This is a genomic window from Thermocrispum municipale DSM 44069 (assembly GCF_000427825.1).
Classification (GTDB): domain Bacteria; phylum Actinomycetota; class Actinomycetes; order Mycobacteriales; family Pseudonocardiaceae; genus Thermocrispum; species Thermocrispum municipale.
On the sequence record NZ_KE386593.1, the window covers coordinates 364,182 to 386,195 of the forward strand.

The following is a 22,014-nucleotide window of genomic DNA, read 5'->3' on the forward strand; positions in this document are numbered from 1 at the left end:
CAGTAGTGGTCCAGCGCGGCGAACCCCTCATGCCTGAAGGCTGAGGGGTTGTCTCGTCTTTAGGCGCGTACGCAGGTGATCGCAGGCAGAAAGGCATGAGTCGATGAGTGAAGCGACCGGTGAGCAGACGCAGGACGTCCCGCCCTTCCGCTACACGGCCGAGCTGGCGAACGAGATCGAACGTCGCTGGCAGGACCGGTGGGAGCAGGAAGGCACGTACCACGCGCCCAACCCGGTCGGAGATCTTGCCGACGGCGAGGTGCCGAAGGACAAGCTGTTCGTGCAGGACATGTTCCCCTACCCGTCCGGCAAGGGCCTGCACGTCGGGCACCCGCTGGGCTATCTGGGCAGCGACACGTTCGCGCGCTTCCAGCGCATGCTGGGCCGCAACGTGCTGCACGCGCTGGGCTTCGACGCGTTCGGCCTGCCTGCCGAGCAGTACGCGGTACAGACCGGCACCCACCCGCGGGTGACCACCGAGCAGAACATCGCGATCATGAAGCGCCAGCTGCGGGCCCTGGGCCTGGGGCACGACCCGCGGCGGTCGTTCGCCACCACGGACCCGGAGTACTACCGCTGGACCCAGTGGATCTTCCTGCAGATCTACAACGCCTGGTACGACAAGTCCGTCGAGCGTGCCCGGCCGATCTCGGAGCTGATCGAACAGTTCCGCTCCGGTGAGCGCAGCACGCCGGACGGCCGCCCGTGGGACGAGCTGAGCCGTGCCGAGCAGCAGGAGATCCTGGCCGACTACCGGCTGGTGTACCAGAGCGAGGCGCCGGTGAACTGGTGCCCCGGCCTGGGCACCGTGGTGGCCAACGAGGAGGTCACCCCGGACGGCCGCAGCGACCGCGGCAACTTCCCGGTGTTCCGCAAGAACCTGAAGCAGTGGATGATGCGGATCACCGCGTACGCCGACCGCCTGATCGACGACCTGGACCGGCTGGACTGGCCGGAGAAGGTCAAGACGATGCAGCGCAACTGGATCGGCCGGTCGCACGGCGCGAACGTGCACTTCCGCGCGGGTGAGCACACCATCGAGGTGTTCACCACCCGGCCGGACACGCTGTTCGGTGCCACCTACATGGCGCTGGCCCCGGAGCACCCGCTGGTCGACGAGCTGACCGCGGACGAGTGGCCGGAAGGCACCGACGAGCGCTGGACCGGTGGCGCGGAGACCCCGGCCAAGGCCGTCGCCGAGTACCGGTTGCGCACGTCGCAGCGTTCCGAGCTGGACCGGCAGGAGGCCAAGGAGAAGACCGGTGTGTTCACCGGCGCCTACGCCACCAACCCGGTCAACGGCGAGCAGATCCCGGTCTTCATCGCCGACTACGTGCTGATGGGCTACGGCACCGGCGCGATCATGGCGGTGCCCGGTCAGGACACCCGTGACTGGGAGTTCGCGGAGAAGTTCGGCCTGCCCATCATCCGCACCGTGCAGCCGCCGAGCGACGACTTCGAGGGCCCGTTCCTGGACGACGGCCCGGCCATCAACTCGGCCAACGACAGCGGCCTGGACATCAACGGCCTGGGTGTGGAAGAGGCCAAGAAGGCGGTCATCGCGTGGCTGGAGAGCAACGGCCACGGCGAGGGCACGGTGCAGTACAAGCTGCGCGACTGGCTGTTCGCCCGGCAGCGGTACTGGGGTGAGCCGTTCCCGATCGTCTACGACGTGGAAGGCATCGCCTACCCGCTGCCGGAGAGCATGCTGCCGGTCGAGCTGCCCGAGGTGGACGAGTACTCGCCGACCACGTTCGACCCGGAGGACGCCGACTCCGAGCCGTCGCCGCCGCTGGCGAAGGCGACCGATTGGGTCGAGGTCGAGTTGGACCTGGGTGACGGCCCGCGGCCGTACCGGCGCGACACCAACGTCATGCCGCAGTGGGCGGGTTCATGCTGGTACCAGCTGCGCTACGTGGACCCGACCAACGACAAACAGCTGGTCGACCCGGAGAACGAGCGGTACTGGATGGGCCCGCGGCCGGAGATCCACGGCCCGCACGATCCGGGCGGTCTGGACCTGTACATCGGCGGTGTCGAGCATGCGGTGCTGCACCTGCTGTACGCCCGCTTCTGGCACAAGGTGCTGTACGACCTGGGCCACGTCAGCTCGGAGGAGCCGTACCGCAGGCTGTTCAACCAGGGCTACATCCAGGCCTACGCCTACCGTGACGCGCGCGGTTCGGTCGTCCCCGCCGACGAGGTCGAGGAGCGTGACGGGAAGTTCTTCTACAACGGCGAAGAGGTCTTCCAGGAATACGGGAAGATGGGCAAGAGCCTGAAGAACATCGTCACGCCGGACGAGATGTTCGAGCGGTTCGGCGCCGACACCTTCCGGTTCTACGAGATGTCCATGGGCCCGTTCGCCGACTCGCGGCCGTGGTCGACCAAGGACGTGGTCGGGGCGCACCGCTTCCTGCAGCGGCTGTGGCGGCTGATCGTCGACGAGTCGACCGGCGAGGTGCGGGTCACCGAGGACGAGCCGACCACGGAAGACCTGCGTGCACTGCACAAGGCGATCGCCGGTGTCCGGGAGGACTACGACGGGCTGCGGTTCAACACCGCGGGCGCGAAGCTGATCGAGCTGTGCAACTACCTGACCAAGCACTACGGCGCCAAGGGCACGCCGCGCGCGCTGGCCGAACCGTTGGTGCTGATGCTGGCGCCGCTGTGCCCGCACATCTGTGAGGAGCTGTGGAGCAAGCTGGGCCACGACACTTCGCTGGTGCACGGCCCGTTCCCGGAGGCCGACGAGCAGTACCTAGTCGATGACACGGTCGACTACCCGATCCAGGTCAACGGCAAGGTGCGCTCGCGGATGACCGTGCCGGCGGATGCGTCGGAGGATCAGCTGAAGGAAGCGGCGCTGGCCGACGAGAAGATCGCCGCGCTGCTGGAGGGCCAGGAGCCGCGCAAGGTGATCGTGGTTCCGGGCAGGTTGGTCAACGTCGTGAAGTAGGAGGCCGAGGCGCCACCGGCGCCGGTCGCTCGGGGGGCTGTGCGACCGACGCCGGCGACTCGGCCTGGGCCCGTGGGCCCAGTCAATGCGGACGTGTCCGGCACGCCCGCAAGCCTGCGATGGCTTCGACGGACCAGGATGGTAGACCGTTCCTCGCCCGATCGTGTGATCTCACGCAACCTGTCGGACTGCTGCTGTGCATTGTTGCACTTGTTGCGTGATTCGTGCCGAATGAACGTCGGCACGGGCCGGAGGTATTCCCGGTCGCGAACGCGCGAGCGGGACGGTCGTCGCGGTGCGGGCCGGCGCCGGCTCGTGCGTTTCGCGGGCACTCGCCGCGCTGGGGCGGCCTCGGCTCGTCCTGCTCCACGGGCGCTTACCCGTGCCGGCCTGCGCTCGACACGCCGGGCTCAGCGGGCGCTGTGCCAAGGTGTGAGGTATGCGCAATGGCCTGGTTGTGGTGGGTTCGGCGAACGTCGACCTGATCGTTCCGGTCGACCGTCATCCGCGTCCCGGAGAAACCGTCCTGGGTGGTGACACAGTCATCGCGCCGGGCGGAAAAGGCGCCAACACCGCGGTCGCTGCCGCCCGCGCGGGCGTCGCTGGTGTGCCGGTCGCGCTGCTCGGAGCGGTGGGGTCGGACGCCAATGGCGACCTGCTGCTCAGGTCGCTGACCGACGCAGGAGTGGACACGTCGTGGGTGGCGCGCACGGACGGCCCGAGCGGCGCCGCCTACATCGCGGTGAACCGGGAGGGCGAGAACTCGATCGTGGTGTCGCCGGGCGCCAATGCCCGGGTGGACATCGCGATGGTCGACCGCGCGGCTGACGCCATTCGCGCTGCCGCGGTTTTGTTCGCCGTGCTCGAGGTTCCGCTTTCGACGGTCGAGCACGCCGTGCGGCTCGCGGCCGATACGGGCGTCAGGGTCGTGGTCAATGCGTCGCCGGTCGCCGACTTGTCCGAGTCGACGCTACGGGCCCTCGACCCGCTCATCGTCAACCAGCACGAGGCGGCCGCACTGTTGTCCGATCAGCACACTCACCTGCAGGGTCCGGAACTCGCCAAGGCGCTCAGGGAGCTCGGGCCGCGGTCCGTGGTGGTGACGCTCGGCGCGGACGGTGCCGTGGTGGCCGACGCTGACGGTGTCACGACGATCCCCGCGCCCAAGGTCGAGGTTGTGGACACGACGGGTGCCGGCGACGCTTTCGCAGGGACGCTGTGCAGCCACCTGGCGGCCGGCTGGTCGCTACGGGGAGCCACCGGCGAGGCCGTAATCAGGGCGGCGGAGGTCGTCACCCGGCAAGGCGCTCAGCCCTAGCTCGGGCGCCCCTCGGATCCCGCACGGTACTCCGCAGACGCCGACCTGAAGTCGCGTGCCGTCCGCCGTTGACAACGCAGACCTGTCAGCAGCGCCGACCTTAAGACGCCCAGGCGGTCCTCAGCACCGCCACCCGCGCATGTGCCCGCGCGGTGAGTCGAACCAACCACGCTTGGGGAACCGGATCACCAGCTGTCCGCCGTGCACCCGCCCGGTCACGATGATGCGCGGGTTGCCCGGCCGTCCGGTGGTGTGCGTGCGGTCCTCGATCGAACCGAACTTCACCTCGGTGATCCCGTTGGTGTCCACCGCACCGCTCTCGGGAATGGTCAGCATGACGTTGCCCCACTTGCAGTCCAGCTCGAGGTGGACCACGTCCGACTCGAACTCCGCCTCGGAGAAGTCCAGCCGGGTGTTGCCGTACTTGTTGCGGGCCAGCACGTACTGCGGCACGAACCACGGGCCCACCCGCGTCAGGTTCGCGTAGCTGCCGACCAACTCCAGCCGCTCGGACGGCCGCACCTGCTGGCCGGGGTTCGCCACCCCGGGGCGCGCGCCGGGCATCGGGGCTGCAGGGTGAGTCAGGCCGGGCAGGTCGGACAGGACCACGTTGAGCTGCCCTCTGGTGGTCGCCGAGTACGCGATGTCGGTGCGCTCGGTGAACTCGTCCAGGTCGATCAACCCGCGGCCGATGGCCTTCTGCAGCAGCTGGACCACGTGCTCGCGTTCTTCGTCGGACACCCGGTAGTCGCGCGGGTGAACAGTCGTGCCGTCAGCGCTCATACTCCCGAGGCTAGGCCTCGGCGGGCTCCGGCGAATCCGGGGAATTCCCGGATTCTCGCTGGTCCTTGATCATCGACTTCGCCCCGGCGTTGAGCACCGCGAGCAACGGGACGGCCAGCAACGCGCCTGCGATCCCGGAGACGATCAGGCCACCGGTGATGGCCAGGATGACCGCGAGCGGGTGCAGCTTCACCGCGCGCCCGAGCAGGATCGGCTGCAGCACGTGGCCCTCCAGCTGCATCACCGCGGTGACGATGGCCAGCAGGACGAGCGCCTTGATCCAGCCGACCGACACCAGCGCGATGAGCACGGCCACACCGCCCGCCACCACGGCACCGATGATCGGGATGAACGCGCCGATGAAGACCAAGGTGGCCAGCGGGACGACCAGCGGCACGCCCAGGATCCACAGCCCGATACCGACCGCGACCCCGTCGACCACGGCAACGATCATGGTCGCCCGCACGTAGCTGATCAGCGATGCGAACCCTTCCTGGCCGGCGTTGTCCACCAGCTGGCGGGCCGGCTTGGGCACCGCGCGGAGCACGAACGCCCAGATGTGTTCGCCGTGCACCAGGAAGAAGATCAGGATGAACACCGTCAGCAGGAAGCCGGTGAGGAACTCGCCGACCGCGGTCGCCGTGGTCAGCGCGCTCGTGGTGATCGAGGCCTGGTTCTCCTCGATCAAGGTGAACATCTGGTCGATGAACTTGCTGATGTCGGTCGAGCGCAGGTGCAGCGGTCCCTCGACCAACCAGCGGCGAGCTTCGTCCAGGCTCCGGCTCAACTGCTGCTGCAGAGCGGGCAGGCCGTCGGAGAACTGGATGATCACGAACGTCATCAGTCCGCCGAGCACGGCGAGCCCGGCGACCACCGTGATGGCCGTGGCGACGCCGCGCGGCAGCCGGGCCTTGTGCGTGAGCAGGTTGACCGGCGGAATCATCAACGCGGACAACAGCAGGCCGATGGCCAACGTGGTCGCCAGCACGGAGAATTCGCCGATCAGCCAGATCACCACGCCGAGCGCGCCCGCGATGACCAACAGCCGCCACGAGTAGGCGGCAGCGATGCGCACGCCGACGGGCACGTACGGCGTCACGTCCTCCGGAGGCGGGGAAAGGTTCTCCGGAGGCACGACCTTGGTGCCGGGCTTGGTGCGCCCTTCTGGCTTCTCGCCGGGGCTGTCCGGATCTTGCTGCACGGACTCCTCGGAGTTGGTCACCGCCTCACCGTATCCGGTTCCACCGACGGTAGGAACGTTAGCCTCAACGCGTGCCCGGCCGGGTCGCCTTGAGTCCTCGCCGGAGTGAATGTGCCGAAAACCGACAGTCAATTTTTCGAAATAATCAGCACGAACGTGTGATCATGCTCGGTATCGTCGGCAAAATTGCCCCGAGAAATATCCGCGCCCCGCCCTCGGTATTAGCCAGGCGAGATGTCCCGAGTTGTCCGAAATGGACTCACGTTGATCGACTAACAGGCGCTCTTCCAGCGCAAACATCACTCGGACGGGCATTCCCCAACAGTGTGATCTCGGCTGGACCCGCGCGTCGTGCCGTGTTTAGGTTGCCGCTGTTCGAACAGAATCAGCGCGGAAACCGCGACTGCTTCGAACTGGTTTCCGAGCAATAAGCACCTGCGATTTCCGTCGTCCGGCGGGTAGGGAGTACGACCAATGCGCAAGAACCTGATTCGTCTCGGTGCCGCCTTCGGCATTGCGGCCGGCATGGCCGCCACCAGCTCCGCGATCGCGAGCGCGGCGGAGGCCGACGTGCCCCCGTTCCCGAGCGTGACCGAGCAGCAGGAGATCTTCATCGAGGGTGGCAAGAACCTGGGCACGGGCGCCGCTCAGCTGGTGTCCGGCGCCTACCTGGGCGTGCCGGCCTCGGTGATCGACGCTGTCGAGGAGGCAGGCAACTACCTGGGCGGCTGAGGCGGCCTGGCAATGAGTGCACGCACGGGCGGGATCGAGGCTTCGGTCCCGCCCTTGCGGTGTCTCGACGGTCTTGCGCGCTCGAGCTGGCGCGATCACACACGGTCATATCCCATTGCACAGAGTGTTTGTCACACGATCGGGGACAGTGCGCGTGGCTGGCGTGCCAACCAGCGGCCCACTTGAGAGGCTCGAGATAGCGCAACTTATAGTGTTCGAACAGACACGCAGGGCAACCAAATCGGCATCCCCGGTAGCGGGGCCCGAGCGCGCCCCGTCCCCGACCGAACCCCGACAAGCCCCGATCCGATCGAAGGTAGTGACGCTGCACCGTGGCTGATTCCGGCTCGCAGACTCCCCAGCGCAAGCGGCGCTGGTGGGTACGTGCTGCCGTCGTGGCCGGCGGTGTGCTTGCCGGAAGCCTCACGGCCTGGGCGTTGGCGGCGGGNGGCGCCCAAGCCGCTCCCGTCGACGACGAGCCGCTGAGCAAGGCCCAGCAGGCGGGCGAACACTTCCGTGCCGAGGTGCACAAGGCGGCGAAGAAGCTGTCCCAGCTGCCGCGCAAGGCCGCCGAGTCGGTGCACGAAGCGGTGCAGCGCACCGCCGAGGAGGCGGAGAAGGTGCTGCGCGGCGCTCACCGCGCCGACGAGAAGCAGGCCGAGCAGCAGCCCGAGCGCAGCGAGCAGCCTGCCGTCGAGCAGAAGGATTCCGAGCGGTCGGCGCACCCCAAGCTGCCGTCGTTCGGTGACCTGCCCGCGCTGAGTGACCTGCCGTCGCCGGACGACCTGCCCGGGTTGCTTGCGGGCGTGCTGCACGGCGGCCACCACGGCAAGCCGCAGCGGCCGGAGATGCCGTCGATGCCGGGGTGCGCGGAGCGCTTCCGGCTGTGGTGCGAGCACTTCCCGCAATGGTTCGGCCACTCCGAGCCGGATCAGCTCGTGCCGGTGCCCGAGCTGCCGGGTGAGCAGGAGCTCCCGCTGGTGCCGACCGGCCCCGCCGCGGTCGTGCCGTCGGTGACGACGGCGGCCGCGTCCGAGGACGAGGCCGTTCCCACCCTGACCTACGTGGCCGAGCAGGAGCAGCGCTCGACCACCCAGGCCGACAGCGCCGAGCGCGTCGGCGAAGGACTCGTCGCGCACGACGAGTCCGCTGACCAAGACTTCCCGGGCGACGACGAGGACCGCACCCCACTGGGGGCGCCCGGGCAGCCCGCCGCGACGGCACCGGGTAACGGTTCCGCGCAGGCGGGGCACGCGGACGGATCGCCGATGGCGATCACCGCACCTGTGGCGGCGGTTGCCGCCAGTGGCGTCACGCAGACGCTGCGTCGTTTCATCCCGGGTTCGAACCGCCCCGGCGGTCAGCCCGGTGTCACCCCTGACTGAGGTTTTCCCGCGGCCGTACGGCGCCGTGCGGACGATCGCTGTGCCCTGACAGCTCGCCCGCGCCGTGACGGCCTCTTCCCTGCTGCCCGTGTGGCGGCACCTCCCTGCGGCCCGGCAGCACCCCGATGTGCCGGCCGCATCCAGGACAACCTCACACCACCAAGGAGAAGGATCATCACCATGCAGAACTGGGCGAAGCGTGGCCTACAGACCGCGCTGGTCACCGGCGGGCTGCTGATGCTGGGTACCGGCATCGCGTCGGCCGAGGAGAACGTCAACCCGGACAAGCCGGCCAGCCCGCTGGACGTCTCGCTGACCGTGCCGGTCAAGGTCGGCAACAACGCGGTCGGCACGCCGTTCGGGCAGAAGAACCTCCCCGAGATCGACAAGACCATCAGCACCAAGCCGATCACCGACAAGCTCAAGGGCGCAGCGGCCAAGCTGAACGGTGCCAAGCTCCCCGGCGCCGAGCGCGTGCAGAAGGCGACCGAGAAGGCCACCAAGGCGGCCGAAGCGGTGCAGCAGAAGGCGTCCGACGCTGCGCCTGCCGAGGCGAAGAAGGCTGCCTCGGAAGCGAAGAAGGCCACCGGCAGCAAGGCGGCCGCCGAGGGTGAGGTGTTCCGCGGTAACCGCGGCAGCCTCGACATCGTCGTGCCGATCCAGATCGCCAACAACGCGATCGCGCTGCTCGGCGACGCCGAGGTGACCGGCGGCGACAGCCAGCAGTCCTACGAGGGCGGCGAGGGCGTCGTCACCAACGGTTCCGGCGGCGCGCTGGCGGGCAACGTGGTCGACGTCGACTACGTGCTGCCGATCCAGATCGCCAACAACGCCGGCGGCATCGGCGGCAACGCCACCTCCACCGGCAACAGCGCCACGCAGGACGTCAAGACCGGTGGCGACTCGGCCACCGACGGCTCCGGCGGTGCGCTGTCCGGCAACATCATCGCCCCGCAGGGCGCCACGCCGATCCAGATCAACAACAACGCGGCGGTGCTCGGCGGCATCGGCAAGACCAGCGACAACACCAGCGAGGTCAAGGCGCACAGCGGCGGTTCGCTGCTGTCCAACGGCGCCGACGGTGTGCTGGCGGGCAACGTGGCCGGTGTCCCGGTCGCGCTCCCGGTCGAGGTGAACAACTCGGCGCTGTCCGGCCTGGGCATCGCCGACAGCACGGGCAACGCCAACACCGCAGAGGCACAGGGCGGCGACACCCGGCACGGCAGCCGCACCATGAAGACCTACGCGGAGACCAACGGTGACGGTGGCGTGGCTTCCGGCACCCTGATTCAGCCGCAGGTGGCCAGCGACGCCAACGTGAACGGCCTGGCCGGTGCGCTGGGCGGCATCTCGGCCGCGGGCGTCGGCGAGGCGCGTAGCACCACGTCCAACAGCAGCACCACGTCGTCGCAGGCCGGTGGCTACTCGAACACCTCGGCCGTGGGTGGCGTGCTGAGCGGCACGGTCGCGGACGCTCCGGTGGCGTTCCCGGTCGAGGCCTACTGCGCTGCGGCGGGCGCGATCGGCAAGGCCGCGGCCGACTGCGAGAACGAGACCACGGCCAACGCGGGCCGCGAGACGTTCACCGACGGTACCGACTCGGTGCTGGGTGGCAACACCGCGACCGCTCCGCTCGGCGGCACGATCGAGGCGTTCGGCCTGTCCGCTTCGGCCGTCGGGACCGCGGACTCCACGGCCACCGAGGACAAGGAGATCAAGGCGGGCGGCTACAACGGCTCGCGCGGTGACGGCTCCACCGGTGGCGGCAACATCATCCAGACCCCGGTCGCCACGCCGATCGAGGTCTTCGGCGGCGCCGCTTCGCTGGCGGGCAACAGCACCGCCGAGGCGGAGGAGACCAAGACGGTCAGCTCCGGTGGCGACGGCAACACCGAGGACGACGACGCGGTCCTGGCTTCCAACGTGGTCGCGACCCCGATCGCCCAGCCGCTGCAGGCGTTCGGCATCGGTGCGGCAGGCATCGGCCAGGCGCACGGCCAGGCGACCGCGGAGACCGACACCACGGCCGGTGGCGACTACACCGGCTCGGGCAAGGGCGCGGTCGGCTCGGGCAACATCGTGCAGGTGGCCAGCTCGGCCCCGGCCCAGCTGTTCGGCCTGTCCGCCGCGGGCGGTGGCATCAGCACCGGTGCGGCCGACAACACCAGCTCGTCGGCTGCGGGTGGCACCAACACCACCAGCGGTGCCGAGGGTGTCGCGTCCGGCAACGTCGGCGCGGTGACCAACTCGCTGCCCGCGCAGGTGCACGGGCTGGCCGGTGCGCTGGTCGGTGACGCCGACGCGATGTCGATGAACGTGACCGACTCGATGGCTGGTGGCGACACCACCGCCGACGGCACGGGCAGCTCGCTCGGCGGCAACGTGGTCAACGCTCCGATCGGCGGCGCGGCCGGTGTGTTCGGCTCCGCGGCTTCGGTGATCGGGTTCGCCGACGGCGGCTCGGTCAACGACGTGGTGAGCGGCAGCGGCGGCAACGTCGACACCAGCGGTGCCGGTGGCTCGCTGGCGGGCAACGTGCTGTCGGCGCAGGCTCTGCCGGTGGCCGAGGTGTTCGGCACCGCGGCCACCGTGGGCGGCTTCGCCACCGGTGCGGGCGAGAACACCACGGATGTCGTCTCCGGTGGGGACATCGCCACCTCCGGCACCGAAGGTCACCTGAGCGGCAACATCTTCGACGTTCCCGCCGCGGCGATCGCCGAGGTGTTCGGCAGCGCGGTCGCGGTGGGCGGCGAGGCCGTCGGTGCGGGTGACAACGTCACCGTCGGCTCGGTCGGCGGCACGATCGACACCGACGCGATCGGCCACCAGCTGCCGGTCGGCGTGCTGGTCCAGGTGTACAACTTCGGCGCCGACCTGCTCGGCCAGGCGACCGGTGTGGCCACCAACGTGACCGACGTCGAGGTCGGTGACAACGGCACGCTGCACCAGCTGGTGCTGGACGGCTCCGAGCTGCCTGCCACCGAGCTGCCGAGCCTGAACGGCCTGCCGATCCCGGCTGCCGCGCAGCAGCGTTCGGACGTTCCGGACGTCACCCAGGTGCTGCCGAAGGTCACCGACATCACCGAGCTGCCCGAGGCCACCGAGCTGCCGGACGCCGACGCCCTGCCGGTGCAGGTCGGCCTGCCCGAGGTGGCGGCTCCGCTGCCTGCTCCCGCGGTTCCGGCCATGCCCAAGGCTGAGCCCGTGGCTGCCAAGCAGACCGGTCTGCGTGGCCTGTGGGCCAAGCTGTCCGGTGCGCTGTCCGGTCAGAACATGACCATCCAGGGCTGATCCAGCCCGATCCTTCTCACGGCCCCTCCTCGCGGCGAACGCGAGGAGGGGCCGCTGCGTGTATGGATCGATGGGTACTGATGACACGGATGCTTCTGCTGGGTGGTTCACGTGTGCGCCGGCCGCGCAGCGCTGTCCGTGCGGATATCGTGATCGCAGTCGCGATCCGGGGAGGGAAGCATGACGAACGTCGACGCCGAGAGCGCGGTCGAACGAACCCTCGGTCACCTGCGACAGGTGGATGCTCCCCCGGAGCCGCGCGGAGACGGGCCGCTGACGCTGGCCGATCTGTACCAAACGCATCGGATGCGGCTGGTCCGGCTGGCCATCCTGCTGGTGGACGAGCCGGCCACCGCGGAGGACGTGGTGCAGGAAGCGTTCGCCGGGCTGCATCGCAACTGGGGGAAGCTACGGGATGCCGCGGCGGCCGTCGGCTATCTGCGGACCGCTGTGGTCAACGGCTCCCGCAGCGTCCTGCGGCGGCGCAAGACGGCCCGGGAGTACGTGCCGCCGCATGCGGTCAATGCGCGTTCCGCCGAGTCGCTGGCGATGCTGTCGACCGAGCATCAAGCGGTGGTGGAGGCACTCGGCAAGCTGCCACCGCGGCAGCGGGAGGTGCTGGTGCTGCGGTACTACGGCGGGCTCAGCGAGCAGGAGATCGCCGAGGCGGCGGGGATCTCCAAGGGAACGGTGAAGTCCACCGCGAGCCGGGGCTTGGAAGCCTTGCAGCGCGCGATGCAGCAGCTGGAGCGGGCGAAACGGTGACTGCTGGGGTGCGGTACGTCGGCGCAACGAGTGGCCGCAGCGCTGCTCGACGGCGAAGCGCGATGACCGCACGGGTGCGGCACGTCGGCAATACGCCTGCGGACCGGCTTGGATGGGCGGGATGCGCTGACGACACGGCGACTGCTCGGCAGCCTGCGGAAGCGGGACGTGGCGACCGATCGGCACCGAGCGCGGATGGGACCCGATGACGGAACGTGACAGCGAGCGACTGATCGCGGACGCGCTGAAAGCAAAAGCTGGTCAAACCGGCGGTAACCGCTTTGCCTCCGCATCGTCGGACGACGCGACCGATCGACTACCCACCGTGACAGGCGGTGAATCACAGAGCGTGCATAACCCTTACGGGGTAGACGGCGGGGGAAACGTCGACGCAAGGTGGATCTTGCTGCTAGCGGCCGCGCTCGGGCTTGCGACCGGCGCTGTGGTGGGACTACTCACCGTGCTGTAGTATCTCCGTCGAGGATTGAGAAATCCCTCGAATGTACTAATCGTAACGAACGACTTCGTTCGCTAAGATGGCGGTGCATTCACTCTTGTGTGTTACACGACCCTAGTCCCCGGTCACTTTCAGTAACACTTTTCTGTCGTCCTGGACCCCGGCGACGCCCTGTTTGACTTAGTGCTCGTAAGGGGTTCAGATGTCCAGTTCCATCGCGGCGTCCCCGCTGTTCGGCATGCACCAGGGTCTGCTGGCGGGCCGGGGTGAACGGCAAGAGGTTGCCACCAAGACCGATCCGTACGCGGAGCTGGTCGAGGCGGCCAAGGCCGGTGACGAATGGGCGATCGAGCGATTGATCGCGCAGCTCAGGCCACTGATCGTGCGGTACTGCCGAGCGCGCATCGGCCGGGCGGTGAGCACGTTCGCCTCCGCCGACGACGTCGCGCAGGACGTGTGTATCGCCGTGTTGACCTCGCTCAACTCGTATCGGTCGACCGGTGCCAGCTTCCTGGGGTTCGTCTACGGCATCGCCACGCACAAGATCATGGACTTCCATCGCAAGTACGCCAGGGAGCGGTCGACTCCGGTCGCCGACATCCCGGACGTGGTGACCACGGCGGCGGAGCCGGAACGCAGGCTCCTGCACAACGAGCTGGGCGAGCAAGTGGGCGCGCTGCTGGCCGAACTGTCCGACACGCAACGAGACGTCCTGACCCTGCGCCTCGTTGTCGGCCTGTCGGTGGCGGAGACCGCGGAGGCCACGTCGATGTCGCTCGGTGCGGTTCGTGTCTGCCAGCATCGCGCGCTGGCCAAGCTGCGCAAGATGCTCGCCGAACGCCAGGTGTCCGTGCAGTTGTGAGCGCCTCGGCGCGGGTCGACCGTGCTGAATGACCTGCGGCCGTCTCGGGTAGCGTGAAGCCCCGTGGACCTCGCGTTGCCTGTCGTCAATGGTGCTGCCAAAGCGTCACTGCTGCCGGAGTGGCTGGACCCGGAGAAGCTGCTCCAGGGTTTGACGCCGACCGTCATCGCCGTGTTGTGCGCGATCCTGTTCGCCGAGAGCAGCATCTTCCCCGTCCTGCCCGGCGACTCGCTGCTGTTCACCGCGGGACTGTTCGTGGCGACCGGGGCGATCGACGCGCCGTTGTGGCTGGTCTGCACGCTGGCCACGGTCGCGGCGATCGTCGGCAACGTGGTCGGGTTCAGCATCGGCTGGAAGGTCGGCCCTGCGCTGTTCAAGCCCGACTCGCGGTTCTTCAAGCCGCAGTACGTGGACAAGACGCATGCGTTCCTGGACAAGCACGGCGCGAAGGCCGTCGTGCTGGCGCGCTTCGTGCCGTTCGTGCGGACGTTCATCACGTGGATCGCCGGCGTCGGCCGGATGAGCCCGCGCAAGTACTTCACCTACACCGTGCTGGGCGGCATCCTGTGGGCCGCCGGGTTGATCGTGCTCGGTTACCTGCTCGGTGACATCTCGTTCATCCGGGACAACATCGACGCGATGGCGATCCTGATCGTGCTGGTCTCGGTGCTGCCGATCGCCATCGAGTACCTGCGGTCCCGCCGCAAGAAGAAGCTTGCCGCCGGGCAGGAAGCCGACGAGCAGGCCGACGAGCCGGTCACACCGCAGGCCGACGGCTGACGAAGCCCTGCTTCGCCGCATCGAGCGAGTGCCCAGATGCCCGTGAATGGGGCGGATGAGCTCCCGGTGGCTGGGCGAGGGTGATCTACGCCGAACGGACCTCTGGCCGCCGGCGTTCGGGTGTGCCTGCTCACACATCAGTTAATTGACTTGCTCAACTAACTTCCGGGGTGGATAGTTGCATGCGGAAATTAGTTGGTTGATGCAAGCAAATCTGTGAGGCGCGCAACTATGACCGGCACAGCCACGCAAGCGGACCGGACGGCAACCACCGACTCGGCGGCGTCGGCCGAGCAGTCGACGCAGCCGCCTGCCCGAAATGCGAAGGCCGAACAGCTGGGTGATGTGTTCAGCCGGTTGATGCGCGTCCTCACCAAGGCCAAGTCGCGCATGTCGCAGTTGGCGCCTGGGGTCGAGCCGAGCGCCTATCCCACGCTCGCCCTGCTCACCCGCGAAGGACCGATCCGCGCCTCGGGGATCGCGGAGCGGCTGCACGCCGACATCTCGACGATCAGCAGGCAGACATCGGCGCTGGTACAGGCCGGCCTGATCGAGCGGCAGGCCGATCCGAACGACGGGCGGGCCTGCCTGCTGGCCCTCACCGACGCCGGCCACGAGGCGCACGAGCACGTACGCGCCGTGCGTAACGAGTGGCTGGCGAAGACCTTGGCGAACTGGTCCGACGAAGACATCGACCAGCTCGTCACATTGCTCGGCCGGCTCAGCGACGACGTCGTGCACCAGCTCGCCGTCGTCGACGCCGCCCACCCAACACAGTACGAACCCGAGGAAACTGCATGAGCACGAGTTCCACCGAAGCGCCGCCACCAGCGACGCAACCGTCAGCGGACGACCACCCGCTGTTGACCCACAAGCAGATCGTCACGATCTTGTCCGGCCTGATGATGGGCATGCTGCTGGCAGCGCTGGACCAGACGATCGTCAGCACCGCGATCCGCACCATCGCCGATGACTTGAACGGTCTGAGCCTGCAGGCGTGGGCGACCACGGCGTACCTGATCACCGCGACGATCACCACACCGATCTACGGCAAGCTTTCCGACATCTACGGGCGTAAGCCGCTGTATCTGACGGCCATCACGCTGTTCTTGATCGGATCCCTGGCCTGTACGTTCGCCACCTCCATGTACGAGCTGGCGATCTACCGGGCCGTGCAAGGGCTCGGTGCCGGTGGCCTGATGTCCCTGGCCATGACGATCGTCGGCGACATCATCCCGCCGCGGCGGCGCGCCAAGTATTCCGGCTACATGATGAGCGTCTGGGGCGTCTCCAGCATCCTCGGTCCGGTGCTCGGCGGCCTGTTCGCCGGCATGGACACCTTCGTCGGGCTGGACGGCTGGCGCTGGGTGTTCCTGGTGAACCTGCCGGTCGGCATCGTCGCCATGGTCGTGGTGACCAAGGTGCTCAACGTGCCGCACCAACCGCGCAAGCAGCGCATCGACTGGTGGGGTGCGGCGACCCTGACCGTGTTCCTGGTGCCGTTGCTGATCCTGGCGGAGCAGGGACGGGAGTGGGGCTGGACGTCGACCACGGCGCTGACCTGCATCGCCGTGGGGCTGGCCAGCTTGGTCGCGTTCATCCTGGTCCAACGGCGGATGGGCGATGCGGGCCTGATCCCGCTGCGGCTGTTCCGCAACAAGACGTTCACCGTCGCGCTGATCGCCGGGGCGATCCTCGGTGTGGCGATGTTCGGCTCGATCATGCTGATCCCGCAGTACCTGCAGATCGTGCAGGGCTACACGCCGACCGAGGCCGGTCTGCTGTCGCTGCCCATGATGCTCGGCATGATGACGTCGACGCTGGTGGTCGGGCGTCTCACCCAGAAGACCGGGCGGTACAAGATCTTCCCGATCCTGGGCACCGCGCTGGTCGGCCTTGCCGGCCTGCTGTTCGCCCAGATCGAGTGGAACAGCCCGCTCTGGCACGCGCTGGTGCTGATGGCGATGGTCGGCCTCGGCCTCGGTTCGTGCATGCAGACGCTGATGATCGCGGTGCAGAACGCGGGTCCGCGGTCCGACATGGGAGTGTCGACCGCGTCGGCGACCCTGTTCCGGCAGGTCGGCGGCACCCTCGGTGTCGCGGTGTTCCTGTCGATCCTGTTCAGCACGTTGACCGACAACATCCGGCAGGCGTTCGTCTCGCTCGGGGTCTCGCCGTCGGCGATGCCCAAGGGCGTCAACGTGATGGCGGACTCGTCGTTCTTGCAGGAGATCCCGTTGGAGCAGGCCAAACCGTTCCTGATCGGTTTCACCGAGTCGATCAACACGGTGTTCTACGTCGCCTCCGGTGTCGCGTTGCTGGCGACCGTGGTGCTGCTGTTCCTGAAGGAGATCCCACTGGCGGACGGCAAGCCGCAGGCGGACGACAAACAAGCCGAGCTGGCCGCGGCGGCCGCGGGGTGACGCTCGAGGTAACGCAGAGCCGTACGCCACTGACTCTTCGGATGAAGGCCAGTGGCGTACGGCACTGTGTGCCCCTGGCCTCTTCCACCCTCACCCGATCGACGTAGGCTGACCCATCGTGCAGGAATTGAGCTGGCTGGCGCAGGCAGGACCGACCCTGGTGTGGGTCGTCGTGCTGTCTTTCGTCTTCGTGGAATGCGCCTTGATCGTCGGACTGTTCCTGCCCGGGGACACTCTGCTGTTCGCCGCCGGGGTGATCCTTGCCGAGCACGACGCGGTGGAGAGCGCCTGGTGGTTGTCCCTGGTGGCGCTGGGCGTGGCCATCGTGGCCAACCATGTCGGGTATCTCATCGGGCACAAGGTGGGCACCAGGTTCGTCGCCCGGCGCGGCGGAAAGATCCTGAACCGGCAGAACCTGGACCGGGCGCGCGACTTCCTCAACCGGCGCGGATTGTTCGCCATCATCCTGGCCAGGTGGCTGCCGTGGGTGCGCACGCTGGCGCCGTTGATCGCCGGGGCGGCGTCCATGGACCGGCGACGTTTTCTGCTCGCCACCAGCATCGGCGCCGTGCTGTGGGTGCCGACGCTGGTGCTGGTCGGCTACTACGGCTCCGGCCTGTTGGACGACGTGCCGTGGCTGCAGGACCTGGTGCTGTGGGGCATGGTCGTCTGCGTGACGGCGGGCACCGTGTGGGGCCTGTGGAAGTACCGGCAGGAGATCTCCAAACCCGTGGAGGACGAGCGCACCGCGGCCTGAGGTGTCAGGCTGCGTCCAGTCGCGCCGCTGCCTCCACGGCCATCCAACCGCTCAGCTGTACCGACAGGTCACGGCAAGCGTCCGACGGCGGTGTGCTCACGGGCTTTGCCCAGTCCGGTCCGAACAGCGGGCCGCCGCGCATGTGAGCGGCGTTCTTCCAGCAGGCTTCCGCCGACGCTCGGACCAGCTCCGCGGCCTCGGCGTTCGGCAGGCGGAGGGCGGCGTCGGCCAGGTAGCGGACCAAAATGCCGGAGAACAGGCCGCCGTCGCCACCGCCGTGACCGCGCAGCACACCCCCTGGCGCCAGGTGCCTGGCCACGGCTTCGATGGTTCGCTGCGCGTTCTCGCGCCAACCCAGTTCGACGCAAGCGCCGAGGTAGACGCCCTGACAGTAGGTGTAGATCCGCCGGGAGAGCATCGGTTCGCGGCCGTCGCGGTAAACGGCGAGGCCGTCGAACACCAGGCCGGTCGCGGGATCGACGAGGTGTTCGGTCATCCACTCGGTGATCGCTTCGGCACGGTCTCGCTCCCCGAGCCTGGCGTGCAGGATGGCCGCCGGGCCGTTGGCCGGAGCGTTCTTGTACTCGCTGCCGCGGCGCCAGCGGATCCCTCCCCCGACGGTGTCGGACCAGGCGTCCCACAGTTGGGCGGAGAGCCGCTGCAGGGCACGGCGGGTGTTCATACCGGTGACCGTGCCTGCTCGGTGCAACGCCAGGGCGAGCCAGGCCATGTCGTCGTAGTAGTTGTTCACCCAGCGCAGGCGGTTGCGCAGCCACACACCGCGGGCCAGTTGCCGGACGGCTCGGGCTCGGTGGGGAGTCGGGTCGCGTAGCTGGGCGTCGACGAGGCAATCCAGCAGGTGTGCTTGCCACCAGTAGTTCCAACGGTGGTGCAACCGGTGCCGGAGCGTCGGCGGCCAGGCGTCGAGGCCCAAGCGGGTGCCGGGCAGCAGCCAGAGCGGCCGCACATGCCTGCGGAGGACCGCCGCTTCGGCTTCGGCTGCCTGCTCGACCACGTTTCGCAGGCTAATGCGGGTTGGTGAGTTCCGCGCTTCGCAGCGCTGGTGCGGGGTCGGCGAGTTCTGCCTACCCGGGCCGGCGCGGGTCGGTGAGTTTCTGCGCTCCGCGGGTTGGTGAGTTCCGCGCTCCGCGGGTTGGTTCAGGTCGATGGGGTCCGCGCTTCGCAGGCTGGTGAATTTCGCCTGGTCACCAGGCTTTGCTCAGGTCGGCGTGCTGGCGGATCCAGGTGTGCATGACGATGCCTGCCGCTACCCCGGCGTTGATCGAGCGCGTCGACCCGAACTGCGCGATGGAGATGTGCATCCCGGCCGCCTGCTGCGCTTCCCGCGACAGCCCGGGGCCCTCTTGCCCGAACAGCAGCAGCGCGTGGCGAGGAAGTTCGCACTCCTCCAGGCGCTCGGCGCCAGGGGTGTTGTCCACCGCGACCACGGTCAGTCCGTGTTCGTCGGCGAACGACCGCAGCGCGGCGATGTCCGGGTGGTGCTGCAGGTGCTGGTACCGGTCGGTCACCATCGCGCCGCGCCTGTTCCACCGGCGGCGGCCGACGATGTGCACCGCTTGCGCGGCGAAGGCGTTGGCGGTGCGGACCACCGTGCCGATGTTGTGGTCGTGCTGGAAGTTCTCGATGGCCACGTGGAACGGATGCCGACGGCGATCCAGGTCGGCCACGATGGCTTCGCGCTTCCAGTACCGGTACTTCTCGACCACGTTGCGCCGGTCACCGTGCTCGAGGAGCTCCGGGTCGTAGTGTTCCTCGGTCGGCCACGGACCCTCCCACGGCCCGACGCCGACCTCGCCGCGGGCCGTCCACTCGGTGGGTCCGGGCTCGTCGGTCACGCCAGTCCCAAGTCGCCGAGGCCGAGCAGCGAGCGATACTCCAATCCGCGGGCCTCGATGGCTTCGCGCGCCCCGGTGTCCCGGTCCACGATGGTCGCGACGCCGACCACGGTGGCGGAGGCTTCCTCCAGCGCGTCGACCGCGGTGAGGACGCTGCCGCCGGTGGTGGAGGTGTCTTCGACGGCGAGCACGCGCTGCCCGGCGACATCGATGCCTTCGATGCGGCGTTGCAGGCCGTGCTGCTTGCTCTCCTTACGCACCACGAACGCGTCGAGCACGACGCCGTCGGCCGCGGCGGAGTGCAGCATCGCGGTGGCCACCGGGTCCGCGCCCAGGGTCAGGCCGCCCGCGGCGACGTAATCCCAGTCGGCGGTCAGCTGGCGCATGAGCTTGCCGATCAGCGGGGCGGCGGCGTGGTGCAGCGTCGCGCGGCGCAGGTCGACGTAGTAGTCGGCTTCCTTGCCCGAGGCCAGCGTGACCTTGCCGTGGACGACGGCGAGTTCGGTGATCAGCCGGGCCAGCCGGGCGCGCTCGGTGCTGTCGACGGGAGGTGTGGTTGAGCGGGAAGACGTCACGGATCTGAGCCTACGAGCCCGCACGCCGAACGCGGTGTGGCGGGGCCGATGGGAGTGGCGAGGACCGCGTCCTCACACGGTGCATGCGCGCGGCCAGTAAAGGTGGGGCGGCCCTGTGTGCGGGCGGCCGGTGAACGTGGGGCGCGGCCGGTAGAGCCCTTCGTGCGGCGTCGTGGGCGGGCTGCACTCACGTACGGCCGCGCTGGGCCGCCACCTTCGCCCCCACCCAGCGCCGCGCGGGTGGCGGGAGCAGCCGGACCAGCCCCAGCAACGCCTTCCAGCGCTTGCCCGGCACCGACACCCCCTTGCCTCGGTCGAGGTCCGCCAGGCACTCTCGCACGACCCGTTCGGCGGTGAGCCACATCATGCGCGGGCCGCGGTCGGCGCTGTCGCCCGCGCGGTCGTGGAACTCGGTGTGCGTGAAGCCCGGGGCCAGCGCGAGCACCCGCACGCCGCGCCCTGCCACGGACGCCGCAAGGCCTTCCGAGAACGCCGTCACCCACGCCTTGGTCGCGCCGTAGGCCGCCCCGGAGGCCGGGAAGAACCCCGCGAAGCTCGACACGTTGATGATCGAACCGGAACCCCGCTCGAGCATCCCGGGCAGCGCGGCGCGCGTCAGCCGCAGCACGGCGGTGACGTTGACTTCGAGCTGCTCGGTGAGGCGCTCGGCGGAGACTTCGGTGAACGAGCCGTTGAGGCCGAACCCCGCGTTGTTCACCAGCAGGTCGACCGGGTTCTCCTGCAGCCACTGCTCGACTTCGCGGCGCTGGTCCGCATCCCCGAGGTCCGCGGGCAGGACGTGGGCCGCTACGCCATGTGCTCCGCGCAGCTGCGCGGCAACGGCCTCCAGACGCTCACGGGTACGGGCGACCAGAACGACGTCGTAGCCGCGGGCGGCGAGTTGCTTGGCGAACTCGGCGCCGAGTCCGGCGCTGGCACCGGTGATCAAGGCGGTCGGCATGGCGTCAGCTTAACCGGCAAGATCACCGCAGGCCGGGCTTCGCGGAGCACCGGCCGCGATCATGCATCCGGCCCCGCTCGATCATCGCCGGCAGCGCGGCCGGAGCCCGACCTCCCGCAGCGACCTGCGTACTCGGTCGGCGGCGGGAACGTCCCGACGCCCGGCTCGGCGTCACGGCCTCACAGCGGTCCGTGCGGCTTCTCGTGCAGCGGGTCCACGTGCCGGACACCTTCCGGCGGGTCCTGCCACACGTGCTTGCCCATCGCCGTGCCGTCCTCACCGGGGTCGACGATGTCGGCGATGTCGCCGAGGTCGCGCAACAATCGCTCCAACCGCGTCGGCCCGGCGTTCGGCGAGACCGCCGCCAGCACCCAGTCCTTCTCCAGCCACAGCACGCTCACGTCGCCACCGAGCTCGTCGGCGTGCGCGATGAGCTCCTGCGACAGGTGCTCCTTGGCCTGCTCCACGTTGTCGGTGAAGGCATACCGCTGGCCGGCGGGGCCGAGCAGCTCCGGCATCTCCACCCGCTGGAACGGCACCGACGCCAACCACAGCTCGAGCAGCACCGGGAACGGCTCGCCGCAGCGCACGGCAACCACCGTCGCCGGGATCTGCCGATCCGCCTCGATGTCGAACACGTACACCGTGCGGCGGCCTTCGCTGGTGAACGTCGAACCGGCCACCACGTTGACCGCCGCTTCGGCGCCGTAGTACCCCATCGCGCCCTCGGTCCAGTGGCTGACCATCCGGGCGTCCTCGTCGGCGAACTTCCAGCCGCGCAGGTCTGCCCAGCGCAGCCGCTCACGATGCCGGGAGCCTTCCCGCGACTTGTCGATCGCAAGCAGGCTCAGGCCGGCGACCAGGGCGATGAACGCGATCAGGAACCAAACCCAGGCAGGCACGTCAGCA

General features: G+C 68.8%; 18 protein-coding genes. 11 read left to right on the forward strand and 7 right to left on the reverse strand.

The genetic code is table 11. The features are described 5' to 3' along the window. Positions 1 to 103: 103 nt before the first annotated feature. Both leuS and YWM_RS0117140 read left to right on the forward strand, forming a co-directional pair. Complete coding sequence (gene leuS / locus YWM_RS0117135) at positions 104 to 2,959, forward strand: leucine--tRNA ligase (protein WP_028851728.1); 2,856 nt, start codon at positions 104 to 106, stop codon at positions 2,957 to 2,959. 439 nt (positions 2,960 to 3,398) lie between these two features. Next, on the forward strand, positions 3,399 to 4,277 hold the full coding sequence (locus YWM_RS0117140) for a ribokinase (RefSeq protein ID WP_028851729.1): 879 nt from the start codon (positions 3,399 to 3,401) through the stop codon (positions 4,275 to 4,277). A gap of 120 nt (positions 4,278 to 4,397) precedes the next feature. On the opposite strand, the gene YWM_RS24270 is transcribed toward YWM_RS0117140, so the two are convergent. Both YWM_RS24270 and YWM_RS24275 read right to left on the reverse strand, forming a co-directional pair. After that, the gene (locus YWM_RS24270; protein ID WP_052345049.1) at positions 4,398 to 5,060 is read right to left on the reverse strand and encodes a DUF1707 SHOCT-like domain-containing protein; all 663 of its coding nucleotides are present in this window, start codon (positions 5,058 to 5,060) and stop codon (positions 4,398 to 4,400) included. A 10-nt stretch (positions 5,061 to 5,070) separates the two neighbouring features. Further along, the gene (locus YWM_RS24275; protein ID WP_156914855.1) at positions 5,071 to 6,195 is read right to left on the reverse strand and encodes an AI-2E family transporter; all 1,125 of its coding nucleotides are present in this window, start codon (positions 6,193 to 6,195) and stop codon (positions 5,071 to 5,073) included. Positions 6,196 to 6,735: 540 nt separating this feature from the next. Between YWM_RS24275 and YWM_RS0117155 the strand changes: the two genes are divergently transcribed. From YWM_RS0117155 to YWM_RS0117195, 9 genes are all read left to right on the forward strand, one after another. After that, entirely contained in the window at positions 6,736 to 6,993 is a 258-nt protein-coding gene (locus YWM_RS0117155; protein WP_043661452.1) for a hypothetical protein, read from the forward strand. Between the two features lie 1,565 nt (positions 6,994 to 8,558). Beyond that, positions 8,559 to 11,669, forward strand: a complete 3,111-nt coding sequence (locus YWM_RS0117165; protein ID WP_028851732.1) for a beta strand repeat-containing protein — start codon at positions 8,559 to 8,561, stop codon at positions 11,667 to 11,669. A gap of 180 nt (positions 11,670 to 11,849) precedes the next feature. Continuing rightward, the gene (locus YWM_RS0117170) at positions 11,850 to 12,434 is read left to right on the forward strand and encodes a SigE family RNA polymerase sigma factor (RefSeq protein ID WP_028851733.1); all 585 of its coding nucleotides are present in this window, start codon (positions 11,850 to 11,852) and stop codon (positions 12,432 to 12,434) included. Between the two features lie 205 nt (positions 12,435 to 12,639). Further along, the gene (locus tag YWM_RS26260; RefSeq protein ID WP_156914820.1) at positions 12,640 to 12,903 is read left to right on the forward strand and encodes a hypothetical protein; all 264 of its coding nucleotides are present in this window, start codon (positions 12,640 to 12,642) and stop codon (positions 12,901 to 12,903) included. Positions 12,904 to 13,129: 226 nt separating this feature from the next. After that, positions 13,130 to 13,753, forward strand: coding sequence for an RNA polymerase sigma factor ShbA (gene shbA / locus YWM_RS0117175; protein ID WP_084612542.1), 624 nt, complete (start codon positions 13,130 to 13,132; stop codon positions 13,751 to 13,753). 63 nt (positions 13,754 to 13,816) lie between these two features. Beyond that, positions 13,817 to 14,533: a DedA family protein gene (locus tag YWM_RS0117180; RefSeq protein ID WP_245566079.1), complete on the forward strand. Its 717-nt coding sequence runs from the start codon at positions 13,817 to 13,819 to the stop codon at positions 14,531 to 14,533. Positions 14,534 to 14,764: 231 nt separating this feature from the next. Next, a complete protein-coding gene (locus YWM_RS24280; protein ID WP_084612488.1) occupies positions 14,765 to 15,334 on the forward strand; it encodes a MarR family winged helix-turn-helix transcriptional regulator in 570 nt (189 codons plus the stop codon). Next, positions 15,331 to 16,956 carry a DHA2 family efflux MFS transporter permease subunit gene (locus tag YWM_RS0117190; protein WP_028851736.1) on the forward strand — a complete coding sequence of 542 codons (1,626 nt, stop codon included), beginning with the start codon at positions 15,331 to 15,333 and terminating at the stop codon, positions 16,954 to 16,956. The genes YWM_RS24280 and YWM_RS0117190 overlap by 4 nt, the downstream gene beginning before the upstream one ends. 127 nt (positions 16,957 to 17,083) lie before the next feature. Further along, positions 17,084 to 17,713, forward strand: a complete 630-nt coding sequence (locus YWM_RS0117195; RefSeq protein ID WP_084612543.1) for a DedA family protein — start codon at positions 17,084 to 17,086, stop codon at positions 17,711 to 17,713. A 4-nt stretch (positions 17,714 to 17,717) separates the two neighbouring features. Here the strand turns inward: YWM_RS0117195 and YWM_RS0117200 are convergent, their stop codons facing one another. The 5 genes from YWM_RS0117200 to YWM_RS24285 form a co-directional block, all read right to left on the reverse strand. Then, positions 17,718 to 18,737, reverse strand: a complete 1,020-nt coding sequence (locus YWM_RS0117200) for a glycoside hydrolase family 76 protein (RefSeq protein WP_028851738.1) — start codon at positions 18,735 to 18,737, stop codon at positions 17,718 to 17,720. A 181-nt stretch (positions 18,738 to 18,918) separates the two neighbouring features. After that, a complete protein-coding gene (locus tag YWM_RS0117205; protein WP_028851739.1) occupies positions 18,919 to 19,569 on the reverse strand; it encodes a TrmH family RNA methyltransferase in 651 nt (216 codons plus the stop codon). Beyond that, positions 19,566 to 20,144, reverse strand: a complete 579-nt coding sequence (pyrE, locus tag YWM_RS0117210) for an orotate phosphoribosyltransferase (RefSeq protein ID WP_028851740.1) — start codon at positions 20,142 to 20,144, stop codon at positions 19,566 to 19,568. The genes YWM_RS0117205 and pyrE overlap by 4 nt, the downstream gene beginning before the upstream one ends. Positions 20,145 to 20,331: 187 nt before the next feature. Continuing rightward, positions 20,332 to 21,105, reverse strand: coding sequence for an SDR family NAD(P)-dependent oxidoreductase (locus YWM_RS0117215; protein WP_028851741.1), 774 nt, complete (start codon positions 21,103 to 21,105; stop codon positions 20,332 to 20,334). A 179-nt stretch (positions 21,106 to 21,284) separates the two neighbouring features. Continuing rightward, on the reverse strand, positions 21,285 to 22,007 hold the full coding sequence (locus tag YWM_RS24285) for a type III secretion system chaperone family protein (RefSeq protein WP_052345053.1): 723 nt from the start codon (positions 22,005 to 22,007) through the stop codon (positions 21,285 to 21,287). Positions 22,008 to 22,014 lie beyond the last annotated feature (7 nt).